A 23,602-nucleotide genomic window follows, 5' to 3' on the forward strand; every position below is an offset into this window, starting at 1 on the left:
CATGGCCCGAAAAAAAGCCTCCATTGATTTCGAGCAATCCCTCGCCGACCTGCAGGTCCTGGTCGAGCGCCTGGAGAACGGCGAGCTGTCGCTGGAAGACTCGCTGACCGCCTTCGAGCAAGGCATCAGCCTGACCCGCGACTGCCAGAGCGCGCTGGCCCAGGCCGAACAGAAGGTCCAGGTGCTGCTCGAGCGCGATGGCGAACTGGCGGCCGAGCCTTTCGATGCGGAACAGCCGGAATGATCGCCGCCTACCAGGCCAGTTGCCAGGCGCGGGTCGACGCCGCCCTCGAACACCTGTTCATCGCCCCCTCGGTTGAGCTCAGCCGCCTCTATGAGGCCATGCGCTACAGCGTCATGAATGGCGGCAAACGGGTACGCCCGCTGCTCGCCTATGCCGCCTGCCAGGCCCTCGGTGCTGCACCGGAGCAGGCCAACGGCGCGGCCTGCGCGGTCGAATTGATTCACGCCTACTCGCTGGTGCACGACGACCTGCCGGCGATGGACGATGACGACCTGCGCCGCGGCCAGCCGACCACTCACAAGGCTTTCGATGAAGCCTGCGCGATCCTCGCTGGCGACGGTTTGCAGAGCCTGGCCTTCAGCGCCCTGCTCGACCCGCAATTGAGCCCGCAGCAAGACAGCATCCGCCTGGCCATGGTCCAGACCCTGGCGCTGGCTGCAGGGCCTGCCGGCATGGTCGGCGGCCAGGCCATCGACCTGGGCTCGGTGGGCCTCAAGCTCGACCAGACGGCGCTGGAGTTCATGCACCGGCACAAGACCGGCGCGCTGATCGAAGCCAGCGTCAAGCTCGGCGCCCTGGCCAGCGCCCGCGCCGACCAGACCCAGCTCAAGGCCCTGCAAACCTATGCACAGGCCATCGGCCTGGCCTTCCAGGTTCAGGACGATATCCTCGACGTCGAGAGCGACACCGCCACCCTGGGCAAGCGCCAGGGCGCCGACATCGCCCGCGACAAGCCGACCTACCCGGCCCTGCTCGGCCTCGAGGCAGCCAAGGCCTACGCCCTGGAACTGCGCGACCAGGCCCTGCATGCCCTGCGTCCGTTTGACGCGGCAGCCGAGCCGCTGCGCGAACTTGCGCGGTACATCGTCGAGCGCCGTAACTAAGCAGCGCGGGTATCGCGGGGCAAGCCCGCTCCCACAGCGATCACTGTAGGAGCGGGCTTGCCCCGCGATTAGCTCAAATGGGCAGCCAACACCGCAATAAGGTAAACTGCCGCCACTTCATATCTATAACGATTCGCCTGATGCCCACGACGTTTCAAGAGATCCCCCGCGAACGCCCGGTCACGCCGCTGCTTGACCGTGCCGATACGCCTGCCGGCCTGCGCCGCCTGGCTGAAGCCGACCTGGAGAACCTGGCCGACGAGTTGCGCCAGGAATTGCTCTATACCGTTGGTCAGACCGGCGGGCATTTCGGTGCCGGCCTGGGCGTCATCGAGCTGACGATCGCCCTGCACTACGTCTTCGACACCCCGGACGACCGTCTGGTGTGGGACGTCGGTCATCAGGCCTATCCGCACAAGATCCTCACCGGTCGCCGCCAGCGCATGCACACCCTGCGCCAGAAGGACGGCCTGGCCGCCTTCCCGCGCCGCGCCGAGAGCGAGTACGACACCTTTGGCGTCGGTCACTCCAGCACCTCGATCAGTGCGGCCCTGGGCATGGCCATCGCCGCCCGTCTGCAGAACGATCCGCGCAAGTCGATTGCCGTGATCGGTGACGGCGCGCTGACCGCCGGCATGGCCTTCGAGGCGTTGAACCACGCCCAGGAAGTCGATGCCGACATGCTGGTGATCCTCAACGACAACGACATGTCGATTTCGCGCAATGTCGGTGGCCTGTCCAACTACCTGGCCAAGATTCTTTCCAGCCGCACCTACTCGAGCATGCGCGAGGGCAGCAAGAAGGTCCTCTCGCGCCTGCCCGGCGCCTGGGAAATCGCCCGCCGCACCGAAGAATACGCCAAGGGCATGCTGGTACCCGGCACCCTGTTCGAAGAGCTGGGCTGGAACTACATCGGCCCGATCGATGGCCACGACCTGCCAACCCTGGTCACCACCCTGCGCAACATGCGTGACCTCAAGGGCCCGCAGTTCCTGCACGTGGTCACCAAAAAGGGCAAGGGTTTCGCTCCGGCCGAGGTCGACCCGATCGGCTACCACGCGATCACCAAGCTCGAACCGGTGGACAAACCCGCCGCCGCGCCGAAACAGGCTGCCGGGCCGAAGTACTCCGCGGTGTTCGGCCAATGGCTGTGCGACATGGCGGCTGCCGACCAGCGCCTGGTCGGCATCACCCCGGCCATGAAGGAAGGCTCCGACCTGGTGGCCTTCAGCGAGCGCTACCCGGATCGCTACTTCGACGTCGCGATTGCCGAGCAGCACGCGGTCACCCTGGCTGCGGGCATGGCCTGCGAAGGCGCCAAGCCGGTGGTGGCGATCTATTCGACCTTCCTTCAGCGCGCCTACGACCAGTTGATCCATGACGTCGCGGTGCAGAATCTCGACGTGCTGTTCGCCATCGACCGCGCCGGCCTGGTCGGCGAAGACGGCCCGACCCACGCGGGCAGCTTCGACCTGTCGTTCCTACGCTGCATCCCCGGCATGCTGGTGATGACCCCGAGCGACGAGAACGAACTGCGCAAGATGCTCAGCACCGGCCACCTGTACAACGGCCCGGCCGCCGTGCGCTACCCACGTGGCAGCGGCCCGAACGCAACCATCGAGAACAACCTCGAGCCACTGGAAATCGGCAAGGGCATCGTCCGCCGCCAGGGCAGCAAGGTCGCCTTGCTGGTATTCGGCGTGCAACTGAGCGAAGCCCTCAAGGTTGCCGAGCAGATCGATGCCACCGTGGTTGACATGCGCTTCGTCAAACCGCTGGATGAAGCCCTGGTGCGCGAGATTGCCGGTAGCCACGAACTGCTGGTGACCATCGAAGAGAACGCCATCATGGGCGGCGCCGGTGCGGCAGTGAGCGAGTTCCTCGCCCGCGAAGCGGTGCTCAAGCCAGTGCTGCACCTGGGCCTGCCGGATGTGTATGTCGAGCATGCCAAGCCTGCGCAGATGCTCGCCGAGTGCGGCCTGGATGCCGCCGGCATCGAGGCTTCGGTGCGTCAGCGGATGCAACTGCTCGGTCTTTGAGACCGCATCGCGGGTCAAGCCCGCTCCTACAGGTTTTGTGGGAGCGGGCTTGACCCGCGATAGCAATGGAACTGCCCATGAAATCCCTGCGCCTTGCCCCCCTCCTGCTATTGCCAACCACCCTGCTGGCCGACCCGATCGACCGCGAAAGCGCCCTGAAGCTGCCCAACACGCTGATCAGCGCCAACCGCCAGGTCGAAGACCGCACGCAAACCAGCGCCGCCAATACGGTGTTCACCCGCGACGACATCGACCGCCTGCAGCCTTCCAGTGTTACTGACCTGCTGACTCGGGTGCCGGGGGTTCAGGTGGCACCTACAGGCGGGCGCGGCAGCGTTCCGGGCATTTACATCCGTGGCAGCAAGACAGCACAAAGCCTGGTACTGGTGGACGGTGTGCGCATTGCCAATGCCACCTCCGGTGACAGTGGCTTGCAGTTTCTCAATATTGACCAGATCGAACGTGTCGAGGTACTGCGCGGTTCACGCTCGGCGGTCTATGGCAGCGACGCCATTGGTGGCGTCATTCAGATCTTCACTCGCCGCAGTGCACAACAGGGCCTGCAACCACGCCTGCGCCTGGCCGCCGGCAGTGAACAGACCTGGCAGCGCAGCCTCGGTGTTTCAGGCGGTGATCAGAATACCCGCTTCAATCTTGGCGCCAGCCTCGATGAAAGCGCCGGTATCAATTGGACCCACACCTCCTACCCCAGCGATGGCGACCACGACGCCTACCGTAACAAGTCGTTCAACCTGAGCCTGAGCCATAGTTTCAACGACAACATCGAGGCCGGTCTGAACCTGCTCGACAGCCATGGCCGCAGCGAGTACGACAACCCGTACGGGCGCTTCGACATGGACACTTTCCAGAGCTTCGGCCAGGCCCCTTACACCGATTTCAACGTCAGCAGCCTGGGGACGTATTTAGGCGCCCAGCTCAATGATCGCTGGTACTCGCGCCTGGAACTCGGCCATAGCGAAAACCGCGACAAGAAACGCGACAAACTCAGCGCAGATGCCAGCGAGTTCAATACCTATCGCGACTCCGCCAGCTGGCAGAACGACCTGGCTTTCGATGACCAGAACAGCGTGATGCTGGGCGCCGACTGGTACCAGGACCGCGTACATGGCAGTACCAACTTCGACGAAGATAGCCGCTGGAATCGCGCAGCCTTCGTTCAGCACCGCTTCAAAGGCCAATGGTTCGCCACCGAAATCGGCTTGCGCCGCGATCAGAACCAGCAATTCGGCGGGAATAATACCTGGAGTGGCAGCCTGACCTTGCCGGTCAACGCCAACAATGACCTGCTGCTCTCCTACAGCGAAGGCTTTCGTGCACCCACGTTCAATGACCTGTACTACCCCCAGTACAGCAACCCGAACCTAAAGCCTGAGCGCTCGAAAAGCTACGAATTACAATGGCGCAGCCAGCTGAGTGAAGACAGCCGACTGGAAACGTCGATTTATCGTACAGAGCTGCGCGATGCGATCATTTTCGGTGAAGGTTCGATCCCAAGAAACGTCGCCTCCGCGCGAGTGAGCGGCTTCGAGGCTGCATTGCATCAGCAATGGTTTGGCTGGCAAAGCAATCTGGGCCTGGCGTTGATCGACCCCCGTGACCGCGACAGCGGTCACACCCTGGCACGACGAGCCCGCAGAACACTGAGCCTGGACCTTGACCGGCAATACGATAAATGGGGCGTGGGCGCCAGCTGGCAAGCAGTGAGCAGCAGTTACGACGATGAAGCCAACAGCAGCAAGCTCGGCGGCTACGGCCTGCTCGGACTGCGTGGCAGTTGGGCGTTAAACCGCGAGATCAAGCTGGACTTCAAGCTGGATAACCTCTTCGACAAGGCCTACTCACGCGCCCTGTACAACTACGAGGGTGCAAGCTACGGCTACCGCGAAGAAGGCCGCACCTGGCTATTGGGCGTCACCTGGACACCGGCGCTTTAGCCTGCAGCAGTTCGCACAGCTTGGCCGTCGCTTCGATCATCTGCCCGCTGGGGCGCTCCAGGCCTTTGTCCGGCACCTGCAGCAACAGGCCATCACGCACGGCAGCGACGTGCGGCCAGGCCTTCCAGGCCTCGAGCTGGAGCTGATCGGGGGCAAGGATCACCTGCGGGTTGCGCGCCAGCACGGTCTCCAGGTTAACCTGCGGCGCCGGCTGGGTGAGGTCGGCAAACACATTGCGCGCGCCGCAGACACTCAGCGCATCGGAGATGATCTGGTAACCGCCAACCGTGTACAGCGGCTTGTCCCAGACCTGGTAGAACACTGTCAGCGCCTGCTCGCGATGGTACTGCTGGCGCAACGCGGCAAGGCGCTGGCGCAAGGCTGTGGATAACTGCCCGCCCTGCGCCTTGCGCCCGATCCGCAGGCCAATTTCGTCCACCTGTGACACCAGGTCATCCAGCTCGTGCACATCGACGCTATATAGCGGGATACCCAGGCGTTCGAGCTGGTCGCGCTGGGCCGCCGGCACGCTGCCCGGCCAGTACAGCACCAGGTCCGGGCGCACGCTGAGCAGGCGCTCCATGTCCAGTTGGCCATAACGGCCCACCAACGGTACGGTGCTTAACTGCGCCGGCCGTTCGTGCCACTCGGCCATGCCCACCAGCAGGTCGCCGGCTTGCAGCTCGAGGATGATTTCAGTGATCGAGGGCGCCAGGCTGACCACCCGCGGCGCCGCGGCCAGCGGCATGCCGAAGGCCAGCAGCAACAGCCACAGGTAGCGACGCATCAGCCGAGCTGGCGAGGAATGCGATAGAGGTAGAGCAGGACCACGCTGGAGATTGCCAGGAGGATCTGCGGCACCGCCTCAAGGCCAACGAATACCGACAACGCGGCGACCCAGGCCGGCAGGCAGGCGAACAACATGCCCAGGCGGCGGATACGTGCCAGCTCGATCCAGGCCGCAGGTTCATCGTCGCTGTTCAGGGCTTTCTGGGTGGCGATCAGCCCGTGCTTGTAGGCGCCAAAGCGCGGCAGGCTGAGAAACATCGAGGCCACGCCGGCGATGAACATCGGCATGGCCAGGATCGGAATCAACGCCTGCACGCCACCGAAGGCCCAGGCAAACACCAGCAACGGCGCCAGCGCCACCGCCAGGTACTGCCACCAGGCCAGCTCCAGGCGACGGCGAACCTGGGCGCGGGTCACGCCCGACCGGCCTCGCCCTGGTGCTCGTTGCCCATCATGTGGCCGAGCTTGCCGGCTTTGGTCGCCAGGTAGTGTTTGTTATGCGGGTTGTGGCCGGTGTGCAGCGGCACCCGCTCGGCAACCGGAATGCCCATGCCGGTCAGTGCCTTGACCTTGCGCGGATTGTTGGTCATCAGCCGCAGCGACTTGACCCCCAGGTGCTCGAGCATCGGCTGGCACATGCCGTAGTCACGCTGGTCGGCGGCAAAGCCCAGGCGCTCGTTGGCTTCGACGGTGTCGGCGCCGCCATCTTGCAGCTCGTAGGCGCGGATCTTGTTCAACAGGCCAATGCCACGACCCTCCTGACGCAGGTACAGCAGCACGCCGCGGCCTTCGCGGGCGATCGCCTGCAGGGCCGCTTCGAGTTGCGAACCGCAGTCGCAGCGCTGGCTGAACAAGGCGTCGCCGGTCAGGCATTCGGAATGCAGGCGCCCCAGCACCGGCTGCCCATCGGCCACATCACCCAGGCTGAGCACGACGTGCTCGCGGCCGGTGGCTTCATCGAGAAAACCATGCATGGTGAAGGTCGCAAACGGGGTAGGCAGCTTGGAAGCGGCAACAAAAACGACGGGCACGTTGTGCTCCTGATCAGTAACTTGAAAATTGACGTGGGCCGATTGTATCAGCAGCGTGGCGCCGCTGCTTAGGCTGAATTATTGGGCAAACAGATCGACAAGTTCGATATCAGCTACGGCCGCTTGCCCTCGCCGTCGAACGGATAGGGCTGCTTCCAGTGCTCGAAGATCGCCCGCAACTCGCCACTGGCCACCAGCTTGTCCATGCGCTGGTCGAACAGCGCGCGCAACGCCTTGCCCTCGGCGGTGCGGCCAAAGGCCAGGTACAGCGGCAGCTCCGCCAGGTGGCTGCGGCGAAACAGCTTGGGATCGGAGGCCTGGCCGAGCACATAGTCGACTTCGGTCAGGGCATCGATGTAGTAGTCGACGCGATCATGTTCAAGCATCGGCAAGATCCCCTCGCGGCGCTGGATTTCGCGAAAGTGACCGACATTGGGCAGATAGCTTTTGTAGTCATAGCCGCGCACCCAGGCCAGGCGATACTGGCCGAGGGTCTGCTGGGTCGGCACAGGGCTGGTGGCCAGGCCCAGGGCATAGATATGGTCCATATCGAAATGCCAGCGCGGATAGAGGTTGTCGGCGTTCTCTTCGTGATAGGAACCGACCCAGGCATCGGCCTCACCGCGTTTGACCAGGCCTACCGCGCGGCTGTACGGCGCACTCTGGGTGCGAACCTTGACGCCGGCCGGCTCGAACACCTTGCGCAGCACGTCCCAGGCCAGGCCGCTGCCGTCGGCGTTGGTGTAGTCGAGCCACTCTTCACTGACCAGACGAACCTGGCCAGGTGTCGCCGACGGCGCGTCTGCCGCCTTGACCACACCTGCCGCCAGGACCAGCAACACCAGCAACAGCCGCCATCCCGTCATCGCCCCGCTCCTTAGGTGAAACTCCATACCAGAACCTGCATGCCCAGCCAGGCAAACACCCCGGCCAGAACATCGTCGAGCATGATCCCGACCCCGCCATGCACATGACGATCAATCCAGCGGATCGGCCAGGGCTTGAGGATGTCGAAGAAACGGAACATCAAAAAGCCCGCCAGCAGCCACATCCAGCCCTCTGGCACCAGCCACAGGGTTATCCACATGCCGACCATTTCGTCCCAGACGATGCCCTCATGGTCGTGGACCTTGAGGTCGTCGGCAACTTTGCCGCACAGCCAGAAGCCGAACAGCATGGTCAACCCGAGCATCAGCCAGTAGCCCCAGTCGGGCAGCATCTGCCACAACGGGATAAACGGTAGAGCCACCAGCGAGCCCCAGGTTCCCGGCGCCTTGGGCAGGGTTCCGGAGCCGAAGCCGAACGCCAGGAAATGCCAGGGATTGCGCCAGACCGACGGCGGAACGAACTCCGCAGGCACCTGTTTGGGGTGATCGGTCACGGTGTCTCCTTAAAATGTTGATAGCCCCGGGTGTGCGGGGTGATGTCCTGGCCGCTGCCATCGAGCAGGCGCACGCCGCTGCCGGCACTCACCCGCCCGACCACATGGAGCGGCCAGCCGGCCGCCAGCAACGGTGCAAGCTCGGCTTCGGGCAAGGTGAAGGCCAGGACGTAATCGTCGCCGCCGGCCAATGCCGCCTGTTGCGCGCCTGCGCGACCGAAAAAGGCCAGCAGCGCCGCCGACAACGGTAGCCGCTCCAGCTCGACCTGCAATGCCACCTGCGACGCCTTGGCGATATGTCCGCAATCGGCGAGCAGGCCGTCGGAGATATCCAGCGCCGAGGTTGCCTTGCCGCGCAGCACCTGGCCCAGTGCCAGTTGCGGCTGTGGCGACCAGTAATGGGCCAGCAGCGGATCGGCCTGGGCCGCCTCGGCCATGCGCTCGCCGAGCACCAGCGGCAAGGCCCCGGCGGCATTGCCCAGTTCGCCGCCGACGCACAGCAGGTCGCCGGCGCGGGCACCGCTGCGGGTCAGGGCCTGGCCGCCGGGTACGCGGCCGAACACGGTCATGGTCAGGCTCAGCGGGCCACGGGTGGTGTCGCCGCCGATCAAGCTCATCTGGCAGCTTTCGGCCATCTGGTTCAAACCGCGGGCATAGGCTTGCAGCCAGTCGGCGCGAACCTCGGGCAGGGTCAGGGCAAGGGTAAAGCCGATGGGCGTGGCGCCCATGGCAGCCAGGTCACTGGCAGCGACGGCCAGCGAACGCTGACCGAGCAGAAAAGGATCGCAGACAGCCGGGAAATGCACCCCGGCCACCAGCGTATCGGTGGAGATCGCCAGCTGTTCGCCGGCTGGCACGCTGAGCAAGGCGCAATCATCGCCAATGCCCAGGGCCACACCTTCGCCGCCTTGCGCACAGGACGCGGCGGCGAAGTAATGACGGATCAGCTCGAACTCACCCATTGGCACAGAGCGCCGGAATCAGCGCTTGAACGCCTTGACTTCGGCTTCACGCAGGCGTGGTGCCAGCTTGTCGAGCACGCCGTTGACGAACTTGTGGCCGTCGGTGGCGCCAAACACTTTGGCCAGCTCCACACCTTCGTTGATCACGACGCGGTACGGAACATCGACGCGCATCATGAACTCCCAGGTGGACAGGCGCAGCACTGCCAGTTCAACCGGATCGAGCTCTTCGAGGGCCAGGTCCAGGCATGGCTTGAGTGCTTCATCGATCTCGACTTTCTTCGCCGGAACCCCATGGAGGATTTCGCGGAAGTAGGCGCCGTCGACATCGATGAAATCGTTATCGACCCGGAACTGCGCTTCGATCTCGTTCAGCGACTGCTTGGCCATATGCCATTGGTACAGGGCCTGGGTCGCGAGCTGACGGGCTTCGCGACGCTTGGCGCTTTTCGATGGCTTGCCAGCATCCGCAGGTTTTGGATCGCGCGGGTTGAAACGATCGCTTTCGTCGCTAATCACTTGGCCTCCAACTGCGCCAGCAGACTGACCATTTCCAGAGCGGACAGGGCAGCTTCGGCGCCCTTGTTGCCGGCCTTGGTGCCGGAACGCTCAATGGCCTGTTCGATCGAATCGACGGTCAGGACACCGAAGGAGACCGGCACGCCGAACTCCATGGACACCTGGGCCAGGCCCTTGGTGCATTCGCCCGCAACGTATTCGAAGTGCGGGGTACCGCCACGGATCACGGCGCCCAGGGCGACGATCGCGGCATATTCGCTTTGCTGGGCGACTTTCTGTGCCACCAGCGGGATTTCGAAGGCACCCGGGGCACGGATGATGGTGATGTCGCTTTCGTTCACACCGTGGCGAACCAGGGCATCAACGGCACCGCTCACCAGGCTTTCGACGACGAAGCTGTTGAAGCGGCCAACCACCAAAGCATAGCGACCTTTGGGGGCAATGAAGGTACCTTCGATGGTCTTCAGGGTCATTGCGGAGTTCTCATCTTAAAGAGCCAGGCCGCAAACAGGCGGCCTGTGGGTGTTTGGGACACGAATGGCAGCGCGAAAAACCGCCTGCTTTATTCGGAGGGCACGTATTCTACAACTTCCAGATCGAATCCGGATATCGCATTGAACTTCATTGGCGAACTCATCAGGCGCATTTTGCGCACGCCCAGGTCGCGCAGGATCTGCGAACCGGCACCGACGGTGCTGTAGGTGGTCGGGGTTTTCGCCTGGGCACCAGCGTCGGCGCTTTCGCGAATGTGCGCCAGCAGCACGTCGCCATCGAGCGGGTGGCCGAGCAGCAGCACCACGCCGCTGCCGGCGTCTGCAACGGCGCTCATGGCCGCGCGCAGGCTCCAGCGTCCCGGTTGCTTGACCATCAGCAGGTCGCGCAGCGGGTCCATGTTGTGCACCCGCACCAGCGTCGGTTCTTCGGCGCAAATGTTGCCCAGGGTCAGCGCCATGTGCACATCGCCTTCGACCGAATCACGGTAGGTGACCAGGTTGAAATGGCCCAGCTCGCTGTCCAGCGGCTGCTCGGAAACCCGCTGAACGGTACGTTCGTGGATCATCCGGTAGTGGATCAGGTCGGCAATGGTGCCGATCTTGATGTTGTGTTCGGCGGCAAAAGTCTCGAGTTCGGCGCGACGCGACATGGTGCCGTCGTCGTTCATCACCTCGCAAATCACCCCGCTCGGCTCGAAACCGGCCATGCGCGCCAGGTCGCAGGCAGCTTCGGTGTGGCCGGCACGGGCCAGGGTCCCGCCAGGCTGGGCCATCAGCGGGAAAATGTGACCGGGGCTGACAATGTCTTCGGCCTTGGCATCACGGGCAGCGGCGGCCTGCACGGTACGCGCGCGGTCGGCGGCGGAGATGCCGGTGGTGACGCCGGTGGCGGCTTCGATCGACACGGTGAACTTGGTGCCGAAACCCGAGCCATTGCGTGGCGCCATCAGCGGCAGCTTGAGCGTTTCGCAGCGCTCGCGCGACATCGGCATGCAGATCAGGCCGCGGGCGTGCTTGGCCATGAAGTTGATGTGCTCGGCCTTGCAGCACTCGGCGGCCATGATCAGGTCGCCTTCGTTCTCGCGGTCTTCGTCATCCATGAGGATGACCATTTTGCCTTGGCGGATGTCTTCGACCAGTTCTTCGATGCTGTTGAGCGCCACTCGGCACCCCCTTTCAAATCAGGATTTCAGGTAGCCGTTGGCGGCCAGGAAACTTTCGGTGATGCCGCTGCCTTTGCTTGGCTCGGCGGCCTTGTCACCCAGCAGCAGACGCTCCAGGTAACGTGCCAGCAGGTCGACCTCAAGGTTCACCCGACGACCTGGACGGTAGTCGGCCATGATGGTTTCGGCCAGGGTGTGCGGGACGATGGTCAGCTCGAACTCGGCGCCATCGACGACGTTCACCGTCAGGCTGGTGCCGTCGACGGTGATCGAGCCCTTGTGGGCAATGTACTTGGCCAGCTCCTTGGGTGCACGGATGCGGAACTGGATGGCGCGGGCGTTATCGCTGCGCGAGACCACTTCGCCGACGCCGTCGACATGGCCGCTGACCAGGTGACCGCCCAGGCGGGTGGTCGGCGTCAGGGCTTTTTCGAGGTTGACCCGGCTGCCGCTTTTGAGCTCGTTGAAGGCGGTGCAGTCGAGGGTTTCGCGGCTGACGTCGGCCCAGAAGCCATCGCCAGGCAGCTCGACCGCGGTCAGGCACACGCCGTTGACGGCGATGCTGTCCCCCAGCTTGACGTCGCCCAGGTCGAGCTTGCCGGTTTCGACATATACCCGCACGTCACCGCCTTTAGGGGTCAGGGAACGGATGCTGCCAATCGATTCGATGATGCCGGTGAACATGAAGTCCTCCTCGAGAACAGGGCTACGCATGGCGCTAGCCGCAAATTATACGCCGGGCGCAGGCTTGGGTACTGCAGTGACTCGCCAGTCATCGCCTACTGCGCGCATTTCGGTGATCTGCAAATGGGGCGCCTGGCTCATTTTATCCAGGGGCCAGTCGAGCAACGGCCGGGCACTGGAGCCAAGGATGCGTCCGGCGACAAAAATCTGGTACTCGTCGATCAGTCCCTGCCGGGCAAAGGCGCCGACCAGGCCGGCACCGGCTTCGACCAGCACTTCGTTGACGCCACGCGCGGCCAGCTCAAGCATCAGCGCCGGCAGGTCGACGCGGCCAGCACTGCCGGGCAGGCTCAGCAGCTCATGACCGGCCTGGGCATAACGTGCGTCGGCTTCGGCGGCGGTGACCACCAGGGCCGGGCCGGCGGTAAAGAACGGCGCATCGAGCGGCACACGCAAGCGACCATCGATCAACACCCGCAAGGGCGGACGCGCCAGGGCCAGCGCGGTGGTTGCCGGGTCCAGGCCCAGTTCTTCGGCGCGCACGGTCATCCGCGCGTTGTCGGCCAATACGCTTTCGGCGCTGGTCAGCACCACGCTGGAGCGGGCGCGCAAACGCTGCACTGCCGAGCGCGCCGCCGGGCCGGTAATCCACTGGCTCTCGCCGCTGGCCATGGCCGTGCGGCCGTCCAAGCTCATCGCCAGCTTGGCCCGGACGAACGGCAGGCCGTGTTCCATACGCTTGAGAAAGCCCGGGTTCAGGGCGCGGGCCTCGGCCTCCAACACACCGCTGGCAACCTCGATACCCGCATCGGCCAGGCGCTTGAGGCCGTTGCCGGCGACTTGCGGATTGGGGTCCTGCATGGCCGCGACCACCCGCGCCACACCGGCCTTGACCAGCGCCTCGGCACACGGCGGCGTGCGCCCATGGTGGCTGCACGGCTCAAGGGTGACGTAGGCGCAAGCGCCGCGGGCCAGCTCGCCGGCCTGGCGCAAGGCATGCACCTCGGCATGCGGCTCGCCGGCGCGCACGTGCCAGCCTTCGCCGACCACCTGGCCGTCGCGGACGATCACGCAGCCCACGCGCGGGTTCGGGTGGGTGGAGTACAGGCCCTTGCGGGCCAGCTCGATGGCCCGGGCCATGTAGTGCGCATCAAGCACCGCGCGTTCGCTGGACATGCTCACTCTTTAGCCGGCACACGGGCCAGGCGGTCGATTTCTTCACGGAACTCGTTGAGGTCCTGGAAACGCCGGTACACCGAGGCAAAGCGGATATAGGCGACTTCATCGAGCTTTTGCAGCTCGGCCATGACCAGCTCGCCGACCACCAGCGACTTGATCTCGCGCTCACCGGTAGCCCGCAGCTTGTGCTTGATATGCGCCAGCGCCGCTTCCAGGCGCTCGACGCTGACCGGGCGTTTTTCCAGGGCGCGCTGCATACCGGCACGCAGTTTTTCTTCGTCGAAAGGCTGGCGGCTGCCGTCCTGCTTGATCAGCCGGGGCAGAACCAGTTCGGCGGTTTCGAAGGTGGTGAAGCGCTCACCGCAGGCTACGCATTCGCGCCGACGGCGCACTTGCTCGCCCTCGGCAACCAGTCGCGAGTCGATGACCTTGGTGTCGTTGGCACCGCAGAAGGGACAGTGCATGGTGGCAGGCAACAAAAAAAGGGAGGGCCATGGTAGCGCATCCCACTGGCAAGACAAGCCAAAGGGGTTACCATCCAGTGAGGAAATACGCCGCGAAGGAATTCCCCATGCCATCAAGAGCGCTTGTCGTGCTCAGTTTTGCTGCCGTGCTGAGCGCGTGCAGCAGCGATAAACCCCAGCCTGCGCCGGCGCCCAAAGCCCCGGTAGCCAGCAAACCGGCCAGGGAGCTCGGGCCACTGCCGGCCTATCAACGCGAATTGAGCGGCACCTTGCAGAACATTCCGGCCGGCGCCGAAGTCGAACTGGCCCTGCTGGTGATCGATGAACGCGGGCGGCCGCAAGGCTTGCTGGCCAGCAGCACGTTCAGCGGCAATGGCCTGGAGCTGCCGTTTCGCCTGCGCTTCAACCCCGAGGCCTTTCCCGCCGGGGCGCGGGTCGAGCTGCGCGGTCGCGCGAGCAAGTCCGGCCAGCTGATCCTGCACCTGCCGCCCCTGCGCATCGCCCAGGCGCAAACCCAGGCCACCGGCCCGCTGCGCTTCGAAAAGGCGCCATGATGGCGCCCGCTCCACTGCAACAGGCCTTGAGCGAGTTGCTTGGGGATGCGCAACTGGTGGTCAGCGACCTGCCTGAATGCGCGCTCAAGTTGTGGCTGATCGATGCGCAGAACATGGACCGCGCCTTCAGCTCCGAAGAAACCCGGCGCATCCTTCACGAGCCGCCGTACTGGAGTTTCTGCTGGGCCAGCGGCCTGGCCATGGCCCGCTACCTGGATGAGCATCGGCATTGGGTCGAAGGCAAGCGCGTGCTGGACTTTGGCGCAGGCTCCGGGATTGCCGGTATCGCGGCAGCCAAGGCCGGCGCGCTGGAAGTGGTGGCTTGCGACCTTGACCCGCTGGCGCTGCAGGCCTGCCGGGCGAATGCCGAGCTCAATGAGGTGGAACTGAGTTATTCCAGCGATTTTTTCCAGGAGGCCGACCGTTTCGACCTGATCCTGGTCGCCGACGTGCTCTACGACCGCGCCAACCTGCCGTTGCTGGACGAGTTTCTCAGCCGTGGCCAGCAGGCCCTGGTCGCCGATTCGCGGGTACGGGATTTCCGCCACCCGCTGTACCGGTCGCTGGGCGTGCTCGATGCCCTGACCCTGCCGGACCTGGCCGAGCCGCACGAATTCCGCCGGGTCAGCCTGTACCACGCCAGCCGCCAGCCTTTATAGTGATGCCATTCACGGATTTTCGAGAGTCGCGATGAACCCTGCTACCCCGTACATTTTCGATGCCACTGGCGCCGACTTCGAACAGTTGGTGATCCAGAACTCTTTCCATAAACCGGTACTGGTCGACTTCTGGGCCGAGTGGTGCGCGCCGTGCAAGGCACTGATGCCGCTGCTGGCGCAGATCACCGAGAGCTACCAGGGCGAACTGCTGCTGGCCAAGGTCAACTGCGATATCGAGCAGGACATCGTCGCCCGCTTCGGCATCCGCAGCCTGCCCACCGTAGTGCTGTTCAAGGATGGCCAGCCGGTCGACGGCTTTGCCGGTGCCCAACCCGAGTCGGCGATTCGCGCCCTGCTCGAACCCCATGTACAACTGCCGCCCCCGGCTGCCGCCGACCCGCTGGAGCAAGCCCAGGCGCTGTTTGCCGAAGGCCGTTTCAGCGAAGCCGAAAGCACCCTCAAGGCGCTGCTCAGCGAAGACAACAGCAATGCCGGCGCGCTGATCCTCTACGCCCGCTGCCTGGCTGAGCGCGGCGAACTGGGTGAAGCCCAGACCGTGCTCGACGCAGTCAAGAGCGATGAGCACAAGGCTGCCCTGGCCGGCGCCAAGGCGCAGCTGACCTTCCTCGGCCTGGCCGCCAGCCTGCCGGAAGTCGCCGACCTTAAAGCGCGCCTGGCGCAGAATGCTGAAGATGACGAGGCCGCGTACCAGCTGTGCATCCAGCAGTTGTCGCGTCAGCAGTACGAAGCGGCGCTGGAAGGCTTGCTCAAGCTGTTCAAGCGCAATCGCGGCTATGACGGCGGGGTGGCACACAAGACCTTGCTGCAGGTGTTTGACCTGCTGGGTAATGACCACCCACTGGTCGGCAGCTACCGTCGCAAGTTGTTTGCTGCCTTGTATTGAATTGATCGCGGGGCAAGCCCGCTCCTACTGATCCTGTAGGAGCGGGCTTGGCCCGCGATACCCTCATTACCCCACCCAGTGATAAACCGGCGCATCCGCCCCGCTTTGCACCTTCACCTCGGCACTGTGGCGCAGGCGCACCAGCAGTCGCTTGCCCGCCGCGGTATTGCCCGCCAGCCCTTCCAAGTGTTCAAGCAACTCCGGCCCGTTGAGCTGCCCGGCCTTGCGCAGTACCTCGCGCGCCGCCTGCCAGAGCGCATCATCCGGTCGCACCGCCGCAACCGCACTCGCCGCTGCTGCAGGCGCTGGCGTCACAGCGGCCAGCTGGCCGCCCAGTTGCGCCCATTCCGCCGGGTCCAGCTCCAGGGTCAGGTCTACCGGCCAGTCGCCGATGTGTCCGCGAATTCGCATGGGGGTGTCCTTGTGCGCAGTCAATGGGCCCATGCTCCCACGCCGGCGCTTCGTCGCCAAGCATACTGGCGCACGCCGAACAAGTTGTTATAACATTACTAAATCCATCCAATGCCTCCGCGGAGTCAGCCCATGCGTCGTCTGTTGCTCGCCTTGCCGTTTGCCTTGTTGCCCCTGGCCGTCGCCCACGCCCATGTAGGCCACGACCACGATCATGACCACGCCCATGGCAGCCTCGGCGCCCATGAACACGGCGTCGCGCGCTTGAATGTGGTGCTCGACGACAAGTCCCTGGAACTGGAACTGGACAGCCCGGCGATGAACCTGGTCGGCTTCGAACACCCGGCCACCAGCGCCGCCGACAAAGCCAAGGTTGCTGCCGTGCGTTCACAATTGGAAAAACCATTGGCGCTGTTCGGCCTGGCCAAGGCGGCCAACTGCAGCGAAAGTGACCAGGAGCTGGAAAGCCCGCTGTTCGGCGACAAGCCGGCAGTCGATGATGACGGCTACGAGCACGAAGGCCATGAGCACAGTGAGGTCCATGCCCATTACCGGCTGACCTGCGACAAGCCCGCTGAGCTCAAGAGCCTCGACCTGACTCCGTTGTTCAAGGCCTTCCCCGCCACCCAGAAAATCACCCTGCAACTGATCGGGCCCAACGGCCAGCAAGGTGTCGAAGCGACCCCGGCCAAGGCCACGATCAACTTCTGATAGCCCTTTTGCAGCGAAACGCCCGGGGTAACCCGGGCGTTCATTTATGAGCCAGGCACTGATTGAACTGACCGACCTGGGCTTCGCCTGGCCGGGCCAAGCCCCCCTGCTGGAGATTCCCGCCCTGCGCCTGGAAGCCGGCGAATCGTTGTTTCTCAAAGGCCCCAGCGGCAGCGGCAAAACCACCCTGCTGGGCCTTTTGGGCGGTGTGCAAAAGCCCGATCGCGGCAGCATCCGCCTGCTCGGCCAGGACTTGAGCGAACTGAAGCTGGCCGCCCGCGACCGTTTTCGCGTCGATCACACCGGCTACATCTTCCAGCAGTTCAACTTGCTGCCGTTTCTCTCGGTACGGGAGAACGTCGAACTGCCTTGCCGCTTCTCGCGCAGCCGCGCACAACGCGCCGCCGAGCGCCATGGCAGCATCGACCAGGCCGCCGCCAGCCTGCTCGCGCACCTGGGCCTGAAAGACCCGGCGCTGCTTGCCCGCCGCGCGGGCAGCCTGTCGATCGGCCAGCAACAGCGCGTTGCCGCCGCCCGGGCCTTGATCGGCCAGCCGGAGCTGGTAATCGCCGACGAGCCAACATCAGCCCTCGACGCCGACACCCGCGAAGCCTTCATTCGCCTGTTGTTCGCCGAATGCCGTGCGGCCGGCTCGAGCCTGCTGTTTGTCAGCCACGACCAGAGCCTGGCACCGTTGTTCGACCGCCAGCTGTCCCTTGCCGAACTCAACCGCGCGGCCCGCCCGGCCAACGACCTGGAGGCCTGATGTACCTGCTCCGCCTTGCCCTGGCCAGCCTGGCCAACCGCCGCTTTACTGCATTTTTGACCGCCTTCGCCATCGCCCTGTCGGTGTGCCTGCTGCTGGCGGTCGAGCGGGTGCGCACCGAAGCCCGCGCCAGCTTTGCCAGCACCATCAGCGGCACCGACCTGATTGTCGGCGCCCGCTCGGGCTCGGTGAACCTGCTGCTGTACTCGGTGTTTCGCATCGGCAACGCCACCAACAACATCCGCTGGGAGAGCTTCGAACACTACGCCAGCGACAAACGGGTGAAATGGGCCATTCCCATCTCCCTGGGCGATTCCCATCGCGGCTACCGGGTGATGGGCACCGACGCGCGCTATTTCGAGCACTACCAGTACGGCCGCAAGCAGAACCTGCAACTGGCCGAGGGCCGCGCCTTCGCCAGCGACCCGTTCGAGGTGGTGCTTGGTGCCGAGGTGGCCGATGCCCTGCACTACAAGCTGGGCGACAAGCTGGTGCTGGCCCATGGCGTGGCGGCCATCAGCCTGGTCAAACACGATGACAAACCGTTCACCGTGGTCGGCGTGCTGCAACGCACCGGCACCCCGGTCGACCGCACCCTGCACATCAGCCTGGGCGGTATGGAAGCCATCCACATCGACTGGCACAACGGTATGCCGGCCCGCGGCGCCGGGCGTATCAGCGCCGATCAGGCGCGCAACATGGACCTCAAGCCCGCCGCCATCACCGCCTTCATGCTCGGCCTGAACAACAAGGTGGCCACCTTCAGCCTGCAACGGGAGATCAACGAGTACCGCAACGAGCCGCTGCTGGCGATCCTCCCGGGCGTGGCCCTGCAAGAGCTCTGGAGCCTGATGGGCACGGCCGAGCAGGCGCTGTTCGTGGTCTCGCTGTTCGTAGTGCTGACCGGCCTGATTGGCATGCTCACGGCGATCCTCACCAGCCTCAACGAACGGCGCCGGGAAATGGCCATCCTGCGCTCGGTCGGCGCGCGTCCCTGGCACATTGCCGGGCTGCTGGTGCTCGAAGCACTGGCCCTGGCGGTGGCCGGCATCATCGCCGGGGTGGCTTTGTTGTACGCCGGCATCGCCCTGGCCCAGGGTTACGTGCAGGCCAACTACGGCCTGTTGCTGCCGCTGGCCTGGCCCAGCGCCCATGAATGGACCCTGCTGGGCATCATCCTTGGCGCCGCCTTGCTGATGGGCAGCGTGCCGGCCTGGCGCGCCTATCGACAGTCACTGGCCGACGGCCTGTCCATTCACCTGTGAGTAACTCGATGAACCGCGCCTTGCTGCTGTTGCTGCTGTTGATTGCCTCGCCCCTGTGGGCCGCTGAACCGCGCACCCTGGAGTGGCAGCAACTGATCCCGGCCGGGGCGCCGGTGATCCAGCCACAACTGGCGCCGCTGCACGACCTTTCGCAACTGAGCGACGCCCTGGCTGCCGAATCGGCACCCGCTGCGCGGCAAACCGCACCCAATGCCCCGGTGGTCAAGGCCCTGGATGGCCAGCAGGTCAAACTGCCGGGGTATATCGTGCCGCTGGAGGTCAGCGAAGAAGGCCGCACCACCGAGTTCCTGCTGGTGCCTTACTACGGCGCCTGCATTCATGTACCGCCACCGCCGTCGAACCAGATCGTTCACATCTTCAGCGAGATCGGCGTCAAGGTCGAAGACCTCTACCAACCGTACTGGATTGAAGGCCAGATGCAGGTCAAAGCCTCCAGCAGCGAGCTGGCCGATGCCGGATATCAGATGGAAGCCGAGAAAATCTACGCATACGAGCTAGAATGAATGGCCGCTTGTCAGCCTTTGACGATTTCATTGAGCTGCGTCAAAAGTCGCCGTCCGTCAGCTCCTTACCATTGGACTCATTAAATTCTAAACGTCCTTTGGGAGCTTCCATGAACAAGTCCTTGCTTGGCGCCTCGCTCGTTGCTCTGGCGCTTGCAGCCCCTGTTGCCCACGCCCACCAGGCTGGCGACTTCATCCTGCGTGCCGGTGCGATCACTACCGCTCCCAACGAGAACAGCGGCGACATCAAGCTCGACGGCACCAAGATGTCCGGCACCAAGGCTACTCTGGACAGCGACACCCAGCTGGGCCTGGCGTTTGCCTACATGCTGACCGACCACATCGGCCTCGAGCTGCTGGCCGCCACTCCGTTCCAGCACACCGTGGGCGTCAAGGGCCTGGGCGCTGGCCTGGATGGCAAGCTGGGCGACATCAAGCAACTGCCACCGACCCTGTCGCTGCAGTACTACCCGATGGAAGCTTCGTCGAAGTTCCAGCCTTACGCCGGCATCGGCCTGAACTACACCATGTTCTTTGACGAAGACCTGAGCAGCAACCGCAAGGCTCAAGGCTTCAGCAACATGAAGTTGAAAGATTCGGTCGGCCTGGCCGGTCAGTTGGGCATGGACTACATGATCAACGACAACTTCCTGATCAACGCCGCGGTCTGGTACGTCGACATCGACACCAAGGCCACCATCGACGGCCCGAGCGCCCTGGGCGTTGGCAAGACCAAGGTCGACGTCGATGTCGATCCATGGGTCTACATGGTTGGCGTGGGTTACAAGTTCTAAGCGTCTTCAAACGCACATCGCGGGGCAAGCCCGCTCCTACAACGTGATGTAGGAGCGGGCTTGCCCCGCGCTGCTTTTCAGCGTCCTAAAAGTCGCGCCAGCCCCACTACCAGCGGCGTCGGCTCAGGGAAATCAAAACGTGCCAGCAAGCGCTGGTTGTTCGCCCGCGAATGGCGGATATCGCCCGAGCGCGCCGGACCATGGCTGATCGCCGGCAAATCGCCAACCACCGACTTCAATGCCGCCAGCAACTGGTTCAGCGAAGTGGCCTGGTTCAGGCCGATGTTCACCGCGCCCTCCTCGACCTGTGCCAACTCCAGCGCCTGGACCATTACCGTGACCAGATCGCCAACATAGAGAAAATCGCGGGTCTGCTCACCGTCGCCAAACAGGGTGATCGGCGTGCCGTTCAGGGCGCGCTCGCAGAAGATGCTGATAACCCCGGAATACGGCGAGGAAGGATCCTGGCGCGGACCGAAGATATTGAAAAAGCGGAACACCACCGGCTCCAGACCATGCTGGCGGCGGTAGAAGTCCAGGTACTGCTCGCTGGCCAGTTTATCCACCGCGTAAGGCGTCAACGGCGCCTTGGGCGTGTCTTCGACAATCGACTGGCCTTCGCCATTGTTGCCGTACACCGCCGCGCTGGAGGCAAACAGCACGCGCTTGATGCCGTTCAGGCGCATGGCCTCGCACACGTTGAGGGTGCCGATGAAGTTGCTCTGGTGGGTTTTCACCGGGTCGTCCACCGAGGCCTGTACCGAGGCAACCGCGGCCAGGTGCACCACCGCCTGGCAACCGGCCGCGGCGCGCTTGACCAGTTCGGCGTCGGCGACATCACCTTCGACCAGTTGCAGCCGGGGGTTGTCGATCTGCAGGTTGCTGCGCTTGCCCGTCGACAGGTCGTCGAGGATACGCACGCTATAGCCTTTTTCCAGCAACGCATCGCTGAGGTGGGAACCGATGAAGCCGGCGCCACCGGTGATCAGAATAGGGGCATCAGCCATGACGATAGAAGCGATCCAGTAAGGGCGGCAAACCGGCGCGCCAGGCGCGGGGCTTGATGCCGAAGGTGTGGAGGATTTTCTTGCAGGCCAGCACCGCATGCTGCGGTTCTTCGCTGGCGTCCGGGCGCGCGGCGTGGGCCTGCGCGGTCGGGGCCTGTACCGCCAGCTTATGCAACTGGGCCGCTTCCGTGAGGATAGCCTGCCCCAGCGCCAGCGGCGTGGTCGCCTCGTTCCCGGCGTAGTGATAGGTGCCCCACAGGGGCGCGGCGCAATCGAGCTGCTTGAGCACCGAGAGGATTACCCGCGCAGCGTCGTCCACCGGCGTCGGGTTGCCGCGCCGGTCATCGGCCAGCAGCAGTTCCTGCGGTTGCTCGGCGCGGGTCAGGAAGCGGCCGAGGACGCCATCGATACTCTCGTCGAGCACCCAGCCAAAGCGCAGCAACACATGCTGCGGGCAGGTGGCGCGCACGCTCTGCTCGATGCGCCACAGGGCCTGGCCACGCAGGCCCAGCGGCACTGGCTCGTCCTTTTCGCTGTAGGCGGTCGCCCGCGAGCCATCGAAGACCCGGTAGCTGGACGGCTGGACAAGAATGATGTTGTGGTGCTGACACAGCTCGGCCAGGCGCTCGACGGCGCGCTCCTGCTGGGCCAGGCGCTGCTCGCTGACCGCTTCGGCCTGGAACCAGTCGAAGTAGTAAGCCAGGTTGATCAGCGCATCAGGGCGGGTGTCGTCGAGCAACTGGGTCAGGCTCGCCGGATCCCAACCGCTGTCCGGCGGGCGCGGTGCCAGAAAGCCGATATCTTCCTCGGCCCCGAGTCGAATCAGCGCTTGCCCGAGGGCACTTCCACCACCCAACAGCATCAGGCGCATTCGCATAGAGTCAGCAGGTCCGATCAGATTATTGGAAGAAAGCCTTCATTTTGCGGTTTCCGGCAGGGGAAGTCCAACACAGGGGCGCCCGTCCTGCCCGGCGCGGCGCTGAAGGCAAGGTTTTTCCTGTGCTTACACAAATCCGGAAACTGCCTATACTGCGCCCGGAATGAGCTGACTCGCCTGAATGGATTAACCAGGAGAATAGTTAGCTTATTCGTTCGCCGGGGCGCAGCAGCACTTTCTGCACCCTGGTCGGCACGGATTGCCAGATAAAACCAATAACAAAGGAATGTTTCCCATGCAGGATTCGGAAGTCGCGTACCTGAGTTTCGACCAGGACCAGGCCCGTACGCTGGCAGCTGCAAGCCAGCACCTCGCCGAACTCGGCGGCCCTCAGGCCCGCGGAGTCGCCAACCAGGCGCGCCAGTGGGCACAACGCCTGCACCCTACCCTCGACGCCAGCCAGAAGGCCGTGTTGCAACGCTTTGCCGATGGCCAGTTGTCCGCCCTGATGTGCTCGCAGATGGCCTGCCCCGGCAGCGATCCGCTGCCCGAGCATCTACCTGAGCTGGCCACCCTGGCTCAGAGCGAGCGCTGCCTGTACCTGGCCTCGCGCAACCAGTTGCTGCTGGAGCTGGTGAACTACCGGGCCTTTGCCTTCGATATCGACAACGAAGGCCAGATCATGCGGCTGGTCGGCAACTTCAAAGGCGGCGGCAGCGTGCCCCGCCCCGACGAGCACCAGCACACCGAAGTCGAACTCAGCTCTCACGCCGGGTTGCGCCTGGGCCCGCATACCGAAGCGCCCTACAACTGTTCGGTTGCCGCCAGCGAGGGCCGCTCACCTGCGCCGTCAGCGCTGATCCTTTCCGCGCGCTGGAACCCGGCGGGCGAACCGACCCGGATCATCCCGCTGCGCGCCATCATCGAGCAACTGGGCAGCCTGCATGCGCTGGCGTTGACCTCGGCCTCCTTCGACTTCACCCGCAGCGAGTGCTTTGTCGCTGGTCAAGGCGAGGCCGGCCAGGCCACGTCGATGCTGCAGTTCGATCCCGACGGCGGTTTCAGCCTGCGCTACAACTCGTATCGTTTCTCGTTGAACGATCACGCCAGCGACGCCGCAGCCCGTGCCTTCGACGCCTTCCAGGCGCTGGTCCGGGACGCCCAGCCCTTGCCGTTCGTGCTCCAACCCGATAGCGCCTTGCTGATCAATAACTGCCGCGCCCTGCATGGACGCGACATTCTCCAGGACAACCGGCGCCTGTTGGTGCGCCTGTTCGGCTACTCGCGCTTTGCGCGCCCGGTAGTCCTCAACGATGACCCGCTGCTGGTGCGTGGCTGAACA

28 protein-coding genes are annotated in these 23,602 nt (G+C 64.3%); 13 read left to right on the top strand and 15 right to left on the bottom strand.

Translation table 11 applies throughout. The annotated features are described in order from the left end of the window. Window position 1 precedes the first annotated feature (1 nt). The 4 genes from LOY37_RS24160 to LOY37_RS24175 all read left to right on the top strand — a co-directional run bounded on the left by LOY37_RS24160 (window position 2) and on the right by LOY37_RS24175 (window position 5,122). Entirely contained in the window at window positions 2–244 is a 243-nt protein-coding gene (locus LOY37_RS24160) for an exodeoxyribonuclease VII small subunit (RefSeq protein WP_045199952.1), read from the top strand. Continuing rightward, window positions 241–1,128, top strand: a complete 888-nt coding sequence (gene ispA / locus LOY37_RS24165) for a (2E,6E)-farnesyl diphosphate synthase (protein WP_093379067.1) — start codon at window positions 241–243, stop codon at window positions 1,126–1,128. Before LOY37_RS24160 ends, ispA begins: the two co-directional genes overlap by 4 nt. 140 nt (window positions 1,129–1,268) lie before the next feature. Then, window positions 1,269–3,167, top strand: a complete 1,899-nt coding sequence (dxs, locus tag LOY37_RS24170; protein WP_045199956.1) for a 1-deoxy-D-xylulose-5-phosphate synthase — start codon at window positions 1,269–1,271, stop codon at window positions 3,165–3,167. 77 nt (window positions 3,168–3,244) lie between these two features. Next, the gene (locus LOY37_RS24175) at window positions 3,245–5,122 is read left to right on the top strand and encodes a TonB-dependent receptor domain-containing protein (RefSeq protein WP_258715893.1); all 1,878 of its coding nucleotides are present in this window, start codon (window positions 3,245–3,247) and stop codon (window positions 5,120–5,122) included. Here the strand turns inward: LOY37_RS24175 and LOY37_RS24180 are convergent. The 12 genes from LOY37_RS24180 to nrdR form a co-directional block, all read right to left on the bottom strand. Then, the gene (locus LOY37_RS24180; protein ID WP_258715894.1) at window positions 5,100–5,909 is read right to left on the bottom strand and encodes a cobalamin-binding protein; all 810 of its coding nucleotides are present in this window, start codon (window positions 5,907–5,909) and stop codon (window positions 5,100–5,102) included. The two genes, LOY37_RS24175 and LOY37_RS24180, sit on opposite strands and share 23 nt — an antisense overlap. Further along, complete coding sequence (locus LOY37_RS24185; RefSeq protein WP_045199962.1) at window positions 5,909–6,328, bottom strand: hypothetical protein; 420 nt, start codon at window positions 6,326–6,328, stop codon at window positions 5,909–5,911. Before LOY37_RS24185 ends, LOY37_RS24180 begins: the two co-directional genes overlap by 1 nt. Continuing rightward, a complete protein-coding gene (ribA, locus tag LOY37_RS24190) occupies window positions 6,325–6,942 on the bottom strand; it encodes a GTP cyclohydrolase II (RefSeq protein ID WP_010222848.1) in 618 nt (205 codons plus the stop codon). The genes LOY37_RS24185 and ribA overlap by 4 nt, the downstream gene beginning before the upstream one ends. Before the next feature lie 113 nt (window positions 6,943–7,055). After that, window positions 7,056–7,808 (bottom strand): ABC transporter substrate-binding protein, encoded by a 753-nt coding sequence (locus tag LOY37_RS24195; protein ID WP_258715895.1) that lies wholly within the window; start codon window positions 7,806–7,808, stop codon window positions 7,056–7,058. A gap of 11 nt (window positions 7,809–7,819) precedes the next feature. Next, complete coding sequence (locus LOY37_RS24200; RefSeq protein ID WP_045199966.1) at window positions 7,820–8,323, bottom strand: phosphatidylglycerophosphatase A; 504 nt, start codon at window positions 8,321–8,323, stop codon at window positions 7,820–7,822. Then, window positions 8,320–9,285, bottom strand: coding sequence for a thiamine-phosphate kinase (thiL, locus tag LOY37_RS24205; RefSeq protein ID WP_258715896.1), 966 nt, complete (start codon window positions 9,283–9,285; stop codon window positions 8,320–8,322). The genes LOY37_RS24200 and thiL overlap by 4 nt, the downstream gene beginning before the upstream one ends. An 18-nt stretch (window positions 9,286–9,303) precedes the next feature. After that, a complete protein-coding gene (nusB, locus tag LOY37_RS24210; protein ID WP_045199970.1) occupies window positions 9,304–9,804 on the bottom strand; it encodes a transcription antitermination factor NusB in 501 nt (166 codons plus the stop codon). Continuing rightward, window positions 9,801–10,277 carry a 6,7-dimethyl-8-ribityllumazine synthase gene (gene ribE / locus LOY37_RS24215; protein ID WP_258715897.1) on the bottom strand — a complete coding sequence of 159 codons (477 nt, stop codon included), beginning with the start codon at window positions 10,275–10,277 and terminating at the stop codon, window positions 9,801–9,803. The genes nusB and ribE overlap by 4 nt, the downstream gene beginning before the upstream one ends. An 89-nt stretch (window positions 10,278–10,366) precedes the next feature. After that, complete coding sequence (gene ribBA, locus LOY37_RS24220) at window positions 10,367–11,461, bottom strand: bifunctional 3,4-dihydroxy-2-butanone-4-phosphate synthase/GTP cyclohydrolase II (RefSeq protein ID WP_038998529.1); 1,095 nt, start codon at window positions 11,459–11,461, stop codon at window positions 10,367–10,369. 18 nt (window positions 11,462–11,479) lie between these two features. Further along, window positions 11,480–12,145, bottom strand: a complete 666-nt coding sequence (locus LOY37_RS24225) for a riboflavin synthase (RefSeq protein WP_010222840.1) — start codon at window positions 12,143–12,145, stop codon at window positions 11,480–11,482. A gap of 45 nt (window positions 12,146–12,190) precedes the next feature. Continuing rightward, window positions 12,191–13,321, bottom strand: a complete 1,131-nt coding sequence (ribD, locus tag LOY37_RS24230) for a bifunctional diaminohydroxyphosphoribosylaminopyrimidine deaminase/5-amino-6-(5-phosphoribosylamino)uracil reductase RibD (RefSeq protein ID WP_093379045.1) — start codon at window positions 13,319–13,321, stop codon at window positions 12,191–12,193. A gap of 2 nt (window positions 13,322–13,323) precedes the next feature. After that, entirely contained in the window at window positions 13,324–13,788 is a 465-nt protein-coding gene (gene nrdR / locus LOY37_RS24235) for a transcriptional regulator NrdR (RefSeq protein WP_010222838.1), read from the bottom strand. Window positions 13,789–13,895: 107 nt separating this feature from the next. Here nrdR and LOY37_RS24240 point away from each other — a divergent pair, with 107 nt between their 5' ends. From LOY37_RS24240 to trxA, 3 genes are read left to right on the top strand one after another with little or no spacing between them, the layout of a single operon-like run. After that, window positions 13,896–14,342 carry a YbaY family lipoprotein gene (locus tag LOY37_RS24240; RefSeq protein ID WP_258715898.1) on the top strand — a complete coding sequence of 149 codons (447 nt, stop codon included), beginning with the start codon at window positions 13,896–13,898 and terminating at the stop codon, window positions 14,340–14,342. Continuing rightward, window positions 14,342–15,001: a methyltransferase gene (locus LOY37_RS24245; protein WP_045199977.1), complete on the top strand. Its 660-nt coding sequence runs from the start codon at window positions 14,342–14,344 to the stop codon at window positions 14,999–15,001. Before LOY37_RS24240 ends, LOY37_RS24245 begins: the two co-directional genes overlap by 1 nt. 31 nt (window positions 15,002–15,032) lie before the next feature. Continuing rightward, window positions 15,033–15,905, top strand: a complete 873-nt coding sequence (trxA, locus tag LOY37_RS24250; RefSeq protein WP_258715899.1) for a thioredoxin — start codon at window positions 15,033–15,035, stop codon at window positions 15,903–15,905. A 66-nt stretch (window positions 15,906–15,971) separates the two neighbouring features. On the opposite strand, the gene LOY37_RS24255 is transcribed toward trxA, so the two are convergent. Next, entirely contained in the window at window positions 15,972–16,316 is a 345-nt protein-coding gene (locus tag LOY37_RS24255) for a hypothetical protein (RefSeq protein WP_045199981.1), read from the bottom strand. 132 nt (window positions 16,317–16,448) lie between these two features. On the opposite strand from LOY37_RS24255, the gene LOY37_RS24260 reads away from it, so the two are divergent. From LOY37_RS24260 to LOY37_RS24280, 5 genes are all read left to right on the top strand, one after another. Beyond that, window positions 16,449–17,027: a DUF2796 domain-containing protein gene (locus LOY37_RS24260; protein ID WP_258715900.1), complete on the top strand. Its 579-nt coding sequence runs from the start codon at window positions 16,449–16,451 to the stop codon at window positions 17,025–17,027. A 46-nt stretch (window positions 17,028–17,073) separates the two neighbouring features. Further along, window positions 17,074–17,793, top strand: a complete 720-nt coding sequence (locus LOY37_RS24265) for an ABC transporter ATP-binding protein (RefSeq protein ID WP_123565079.1) — start codon at window positions 17,074–17,076, stop codon at window positions 17,791–17,793. Next, on the top strand, window positions 17,793–19,058 hold the full coding sequence (locus tag LOY37_RS24270; RefSeq protein WP_213603136.1) for an ABC transporter permease: 1,266 nt from the start codon (window positions 17,793–17,795) through the stop codon (window positions 19,056–19,058). Before LOY37_RS24265 ends, LOY37_RS24270 begins: the two co-directional genes overlap by 1 nt. Window positions 19,059–19,066: 8 nt before the next feature. Beyond that, the gene (locus LOY37_RS24275) at window positions 19,067–19,582 is read left to right on the top strand and encodes a DUF3299 domain-containing protein (RefSeq protein WP_093379026.1); all 516 of its coding nucleotides are present in this window, start codon (window positions 19,067–19,069) and stop codon (window positions 19,580–19,582) included. 110 nt (window positions 19,583–19,692) lie between these two features. Continuing rightward, window positions 19,693–20,376 carry an OmpW family protein gene (locus LOY37_RS24280; RefSeq protein WP_038998518.1) on the top strand — a complete coding sequence of 228 codons (684 nt, stop codon included), beginning with the start codon at window positions 19,693–19,695 and terminating at the stop codon, window positions 20,374–20,376. A 77-nt stretch (window positions 20,377–20,453) separates the two neighbouring features. Here the strand turns inward: LOY37_RS24280 and LOY37_RS24285 are convergent, their stop codons facing one another. After that, complete coding sequence (locus tag LOY37_RS24285; RefSeq protein WP_045199989.1) at window positions 20,454–21,383, bottom strand: NAD-dependent epimerase/dehydratase family protein; 930 nt, start codon at window positions 21,381–21,383, stop codon at window positions 20,454–20,456. Beyond that, the gene (locus LOY37_RS24290; protein ID WP_045199991.1) at window positions 21,376–22,260 is read right to left on the bottom strand and encodes a sugar nucleotide-binding protein; all 885 of its coding nucleotides are present in this window, start codon (window positions 22,258–22,260) and stop codon (window positions 21,376–21,378) included. Before LOY37_RS24290 ends, LOY37_RS24285 begins: the two co-directional genes overlap by 8 nt. A gap of 295 nt (window positions 22,261–22,555) precedes the next feature. Here LOY37_RS24290 and LOY37_RS24295 point away from each other — a divergent pair, with 295 nt between their 5' ends. After that, window positions 22,556–23,599, top strand: a complete 1,044-nt coding sequence (locus tag LOY37_RS24295; RefSeq protein ID WP_258715901.1) for a TauD/TfdA family dioxygenase — start codon at window positions 22,556–22,558, stop codon at window positions 23,597–23,599. The last annotated feature ends 3 nt before the right edge of the window (window positions 23,600–23,602 follow it).

The sequence above is a fragment of the Pseudomonas sp. B21-012 genome (assembly GCF_024749305.1).
Taxonomy (GTDB): Bacteria; Pseudomonadota; Gammaproteobacteria; order Pseudomonadales; family Pseudomonadaceae; genus Aquipseudomonas.

What these genes read in the sequence shown, in the direction of transcription:
- LOY37_RS24160 (WP_045199952.1), top strand. Translation starts at nt 2, where the DNA reads ATGGCCCGAAAAAAAGCCTCCATTGATTTCGAGCAATCCCTCGCCGAC.
- ispA (WP_093379067.1), top strand. Translation starts at nt 241, where the DNA reads ATGATCGCCGCCTACCAGGCCAGTTGCCAGGCGCGGGTCGACGCCGCC.
- dxs (WP_045199956.1), top strand. Translation starts at nt 1,269, where the DNA reads ATGCCCACGACGTTTCAAGAGATCCCCCGCGAACGCCCGGTCACGCCG.
- LOY37_RS24175 (WP_258715893.1), top strand. Translation starts at nt 3,245, where the DNA reads ATGAAATCCCTGCGCCTTGCCCCCCTCCTGCTATTGCCAACCACCCTG.
- LOY37_RS24180 (WP_258715894.1), bottom strand. Translation starts at nt 5,909, where the DNA reads ATGCGTCGCTACCTGTGGCTGTTGCTGCTGGCCTTCGGCATGCCGCTG.
- LOY37_RS24195 (WP_258715895.1), bottom strand. Translation starts at nt 7,808, where the DNA reads ATGACGGGATGGCGGCTGTTGCTGGTGTTGCTGGTCCTGGCGGCAGGT.
- thiL (WP_258715896.1), bottom strand. Translation starts at nt 9,285, where the DNA reads ATGGGTGAGTTCGAGCTGATCCGTCATTACTTCGCCGCCGCGTCCTGT.
- ribE (WP_258715897.1), bottom strand. Translation starts at nt 10,277, where the DNA reads ATGACCCTGAAGACCATCGAAGGTACCTTCATTGCCCCCAAAGGTCGC.
- LOY37_RS24225 (WP_010222840.1), bottom strand. Translation starts at nt 12,145, where the DNA reads ATGTTCACCGGCATCATCGAATCGATTGGCAGCATCCGTTCCCTGACC.
- ribD (WP_093379045.1), bottom strand. Translation starts at nt 13,321, where the DNA reads ATGTCCAGCGAACGCGCGGTGCTTGATGCGCACTACATGGCCCGGGCC.
- nrdR (WP_010222838.1), bottom strand. Translation starts at nt 13,788, where the DNA reads ATGCACTGTCCCTTCTGCGGTGCCAACGACACCAAGGTCATCGACTCG.
- LOY37_RS24240 (WP_258715898.1), top strand. Translation starts at nt 13,896, where the DNA reads ATGCCATCAAGAGCGCTTGTCGTGCTCAGTTTTGCTGCCGTGCTGAGC.
- LOY37_RS24245 (WP_045199977.1), top strand. Translation starts at nt 14,342, where the DNA reads ATGGCGCCCGCTCCACTGCAACAGGCCTTGAGCGAGTTGCTTGGGGAT.
- trxA (WP_258715899.1), top strand. Translation starts at nt 15,033, where the DNA reads ATGAACCCTGCTACCCCGTACATTTTCGATGCCACTGGCGCCGACTTC.
- LOY37_RS24255 (WP_045199981.1), bottom strand. Translation starts at nt 16,316, where the DNA reads ATGCGAATTCGCGGACACATCGGCGACTGGCCGGTAGACCTGACCCTG.
- LOY37_RS24260 (WP_258715900.1), top strand. Translation starts at nt 16,449, where the DNA reads ATGCGTCGTCTGTTGCTCGCCTTGCCGTTTGCCTTGTTGCCCCTGGCC.
- LOY37_RS24265 (WP_123565079.1), top strand. Translation starts at nt 17,074, where the DNA reads ATGAGCCAGGCACTGATTGAACTGACCGACCTGGGCTTCGCCTGGCCG.
- LOY37_RS24270 (WP_213603136.1), top strand. Translation starts at nt 17,793, where the DNA reads ATGTACCTGCTCCGCCTTGCCCTGGCCAGCCTGGCCAACCGCCGCTTT.
- LOY37_RS24275 (WP_093379026.1), top strand. Translation starts at nt 19,067, where the DNA reads ATGAACCGCGCCTTGCTGCTGTTGCTGCTGTTGATTGCCTCGCCCCTG.
- LOY37_RS24280 (WP_038998518.1), top strand. Translation starts at nt 19,693, where the DNA reads ATGAACAAGTCCTTGCTTGGCGCCTCGCTCGTTGCTCTGGCGCTTGCA.
- LOY37_RS24285 (WP_045199989.1), bottom strand. Translation starts at nt 21,383, where the DNA reads ATGGCTGATGCCCCTATTCTGATCACCGGTGGCGCCGGCTTCATCGGT.
- LOY37_RS24290 (WP_045199991.1), bottom strand. Translation starts at nt 22,260, where the DNA reads ATGCGAATGCGCCTGATGCTGTTGGGTGGTGGAAGTGCCCTCGGGCAA.
- LOY37_RS24295 (WP_258715901.1), top strand. Translation starts at nt 22,556, where the DNA reads ATGCAGGATTCGGAAGTCGCGTACCTGAGTTTCGACCAGGACCAGGCC.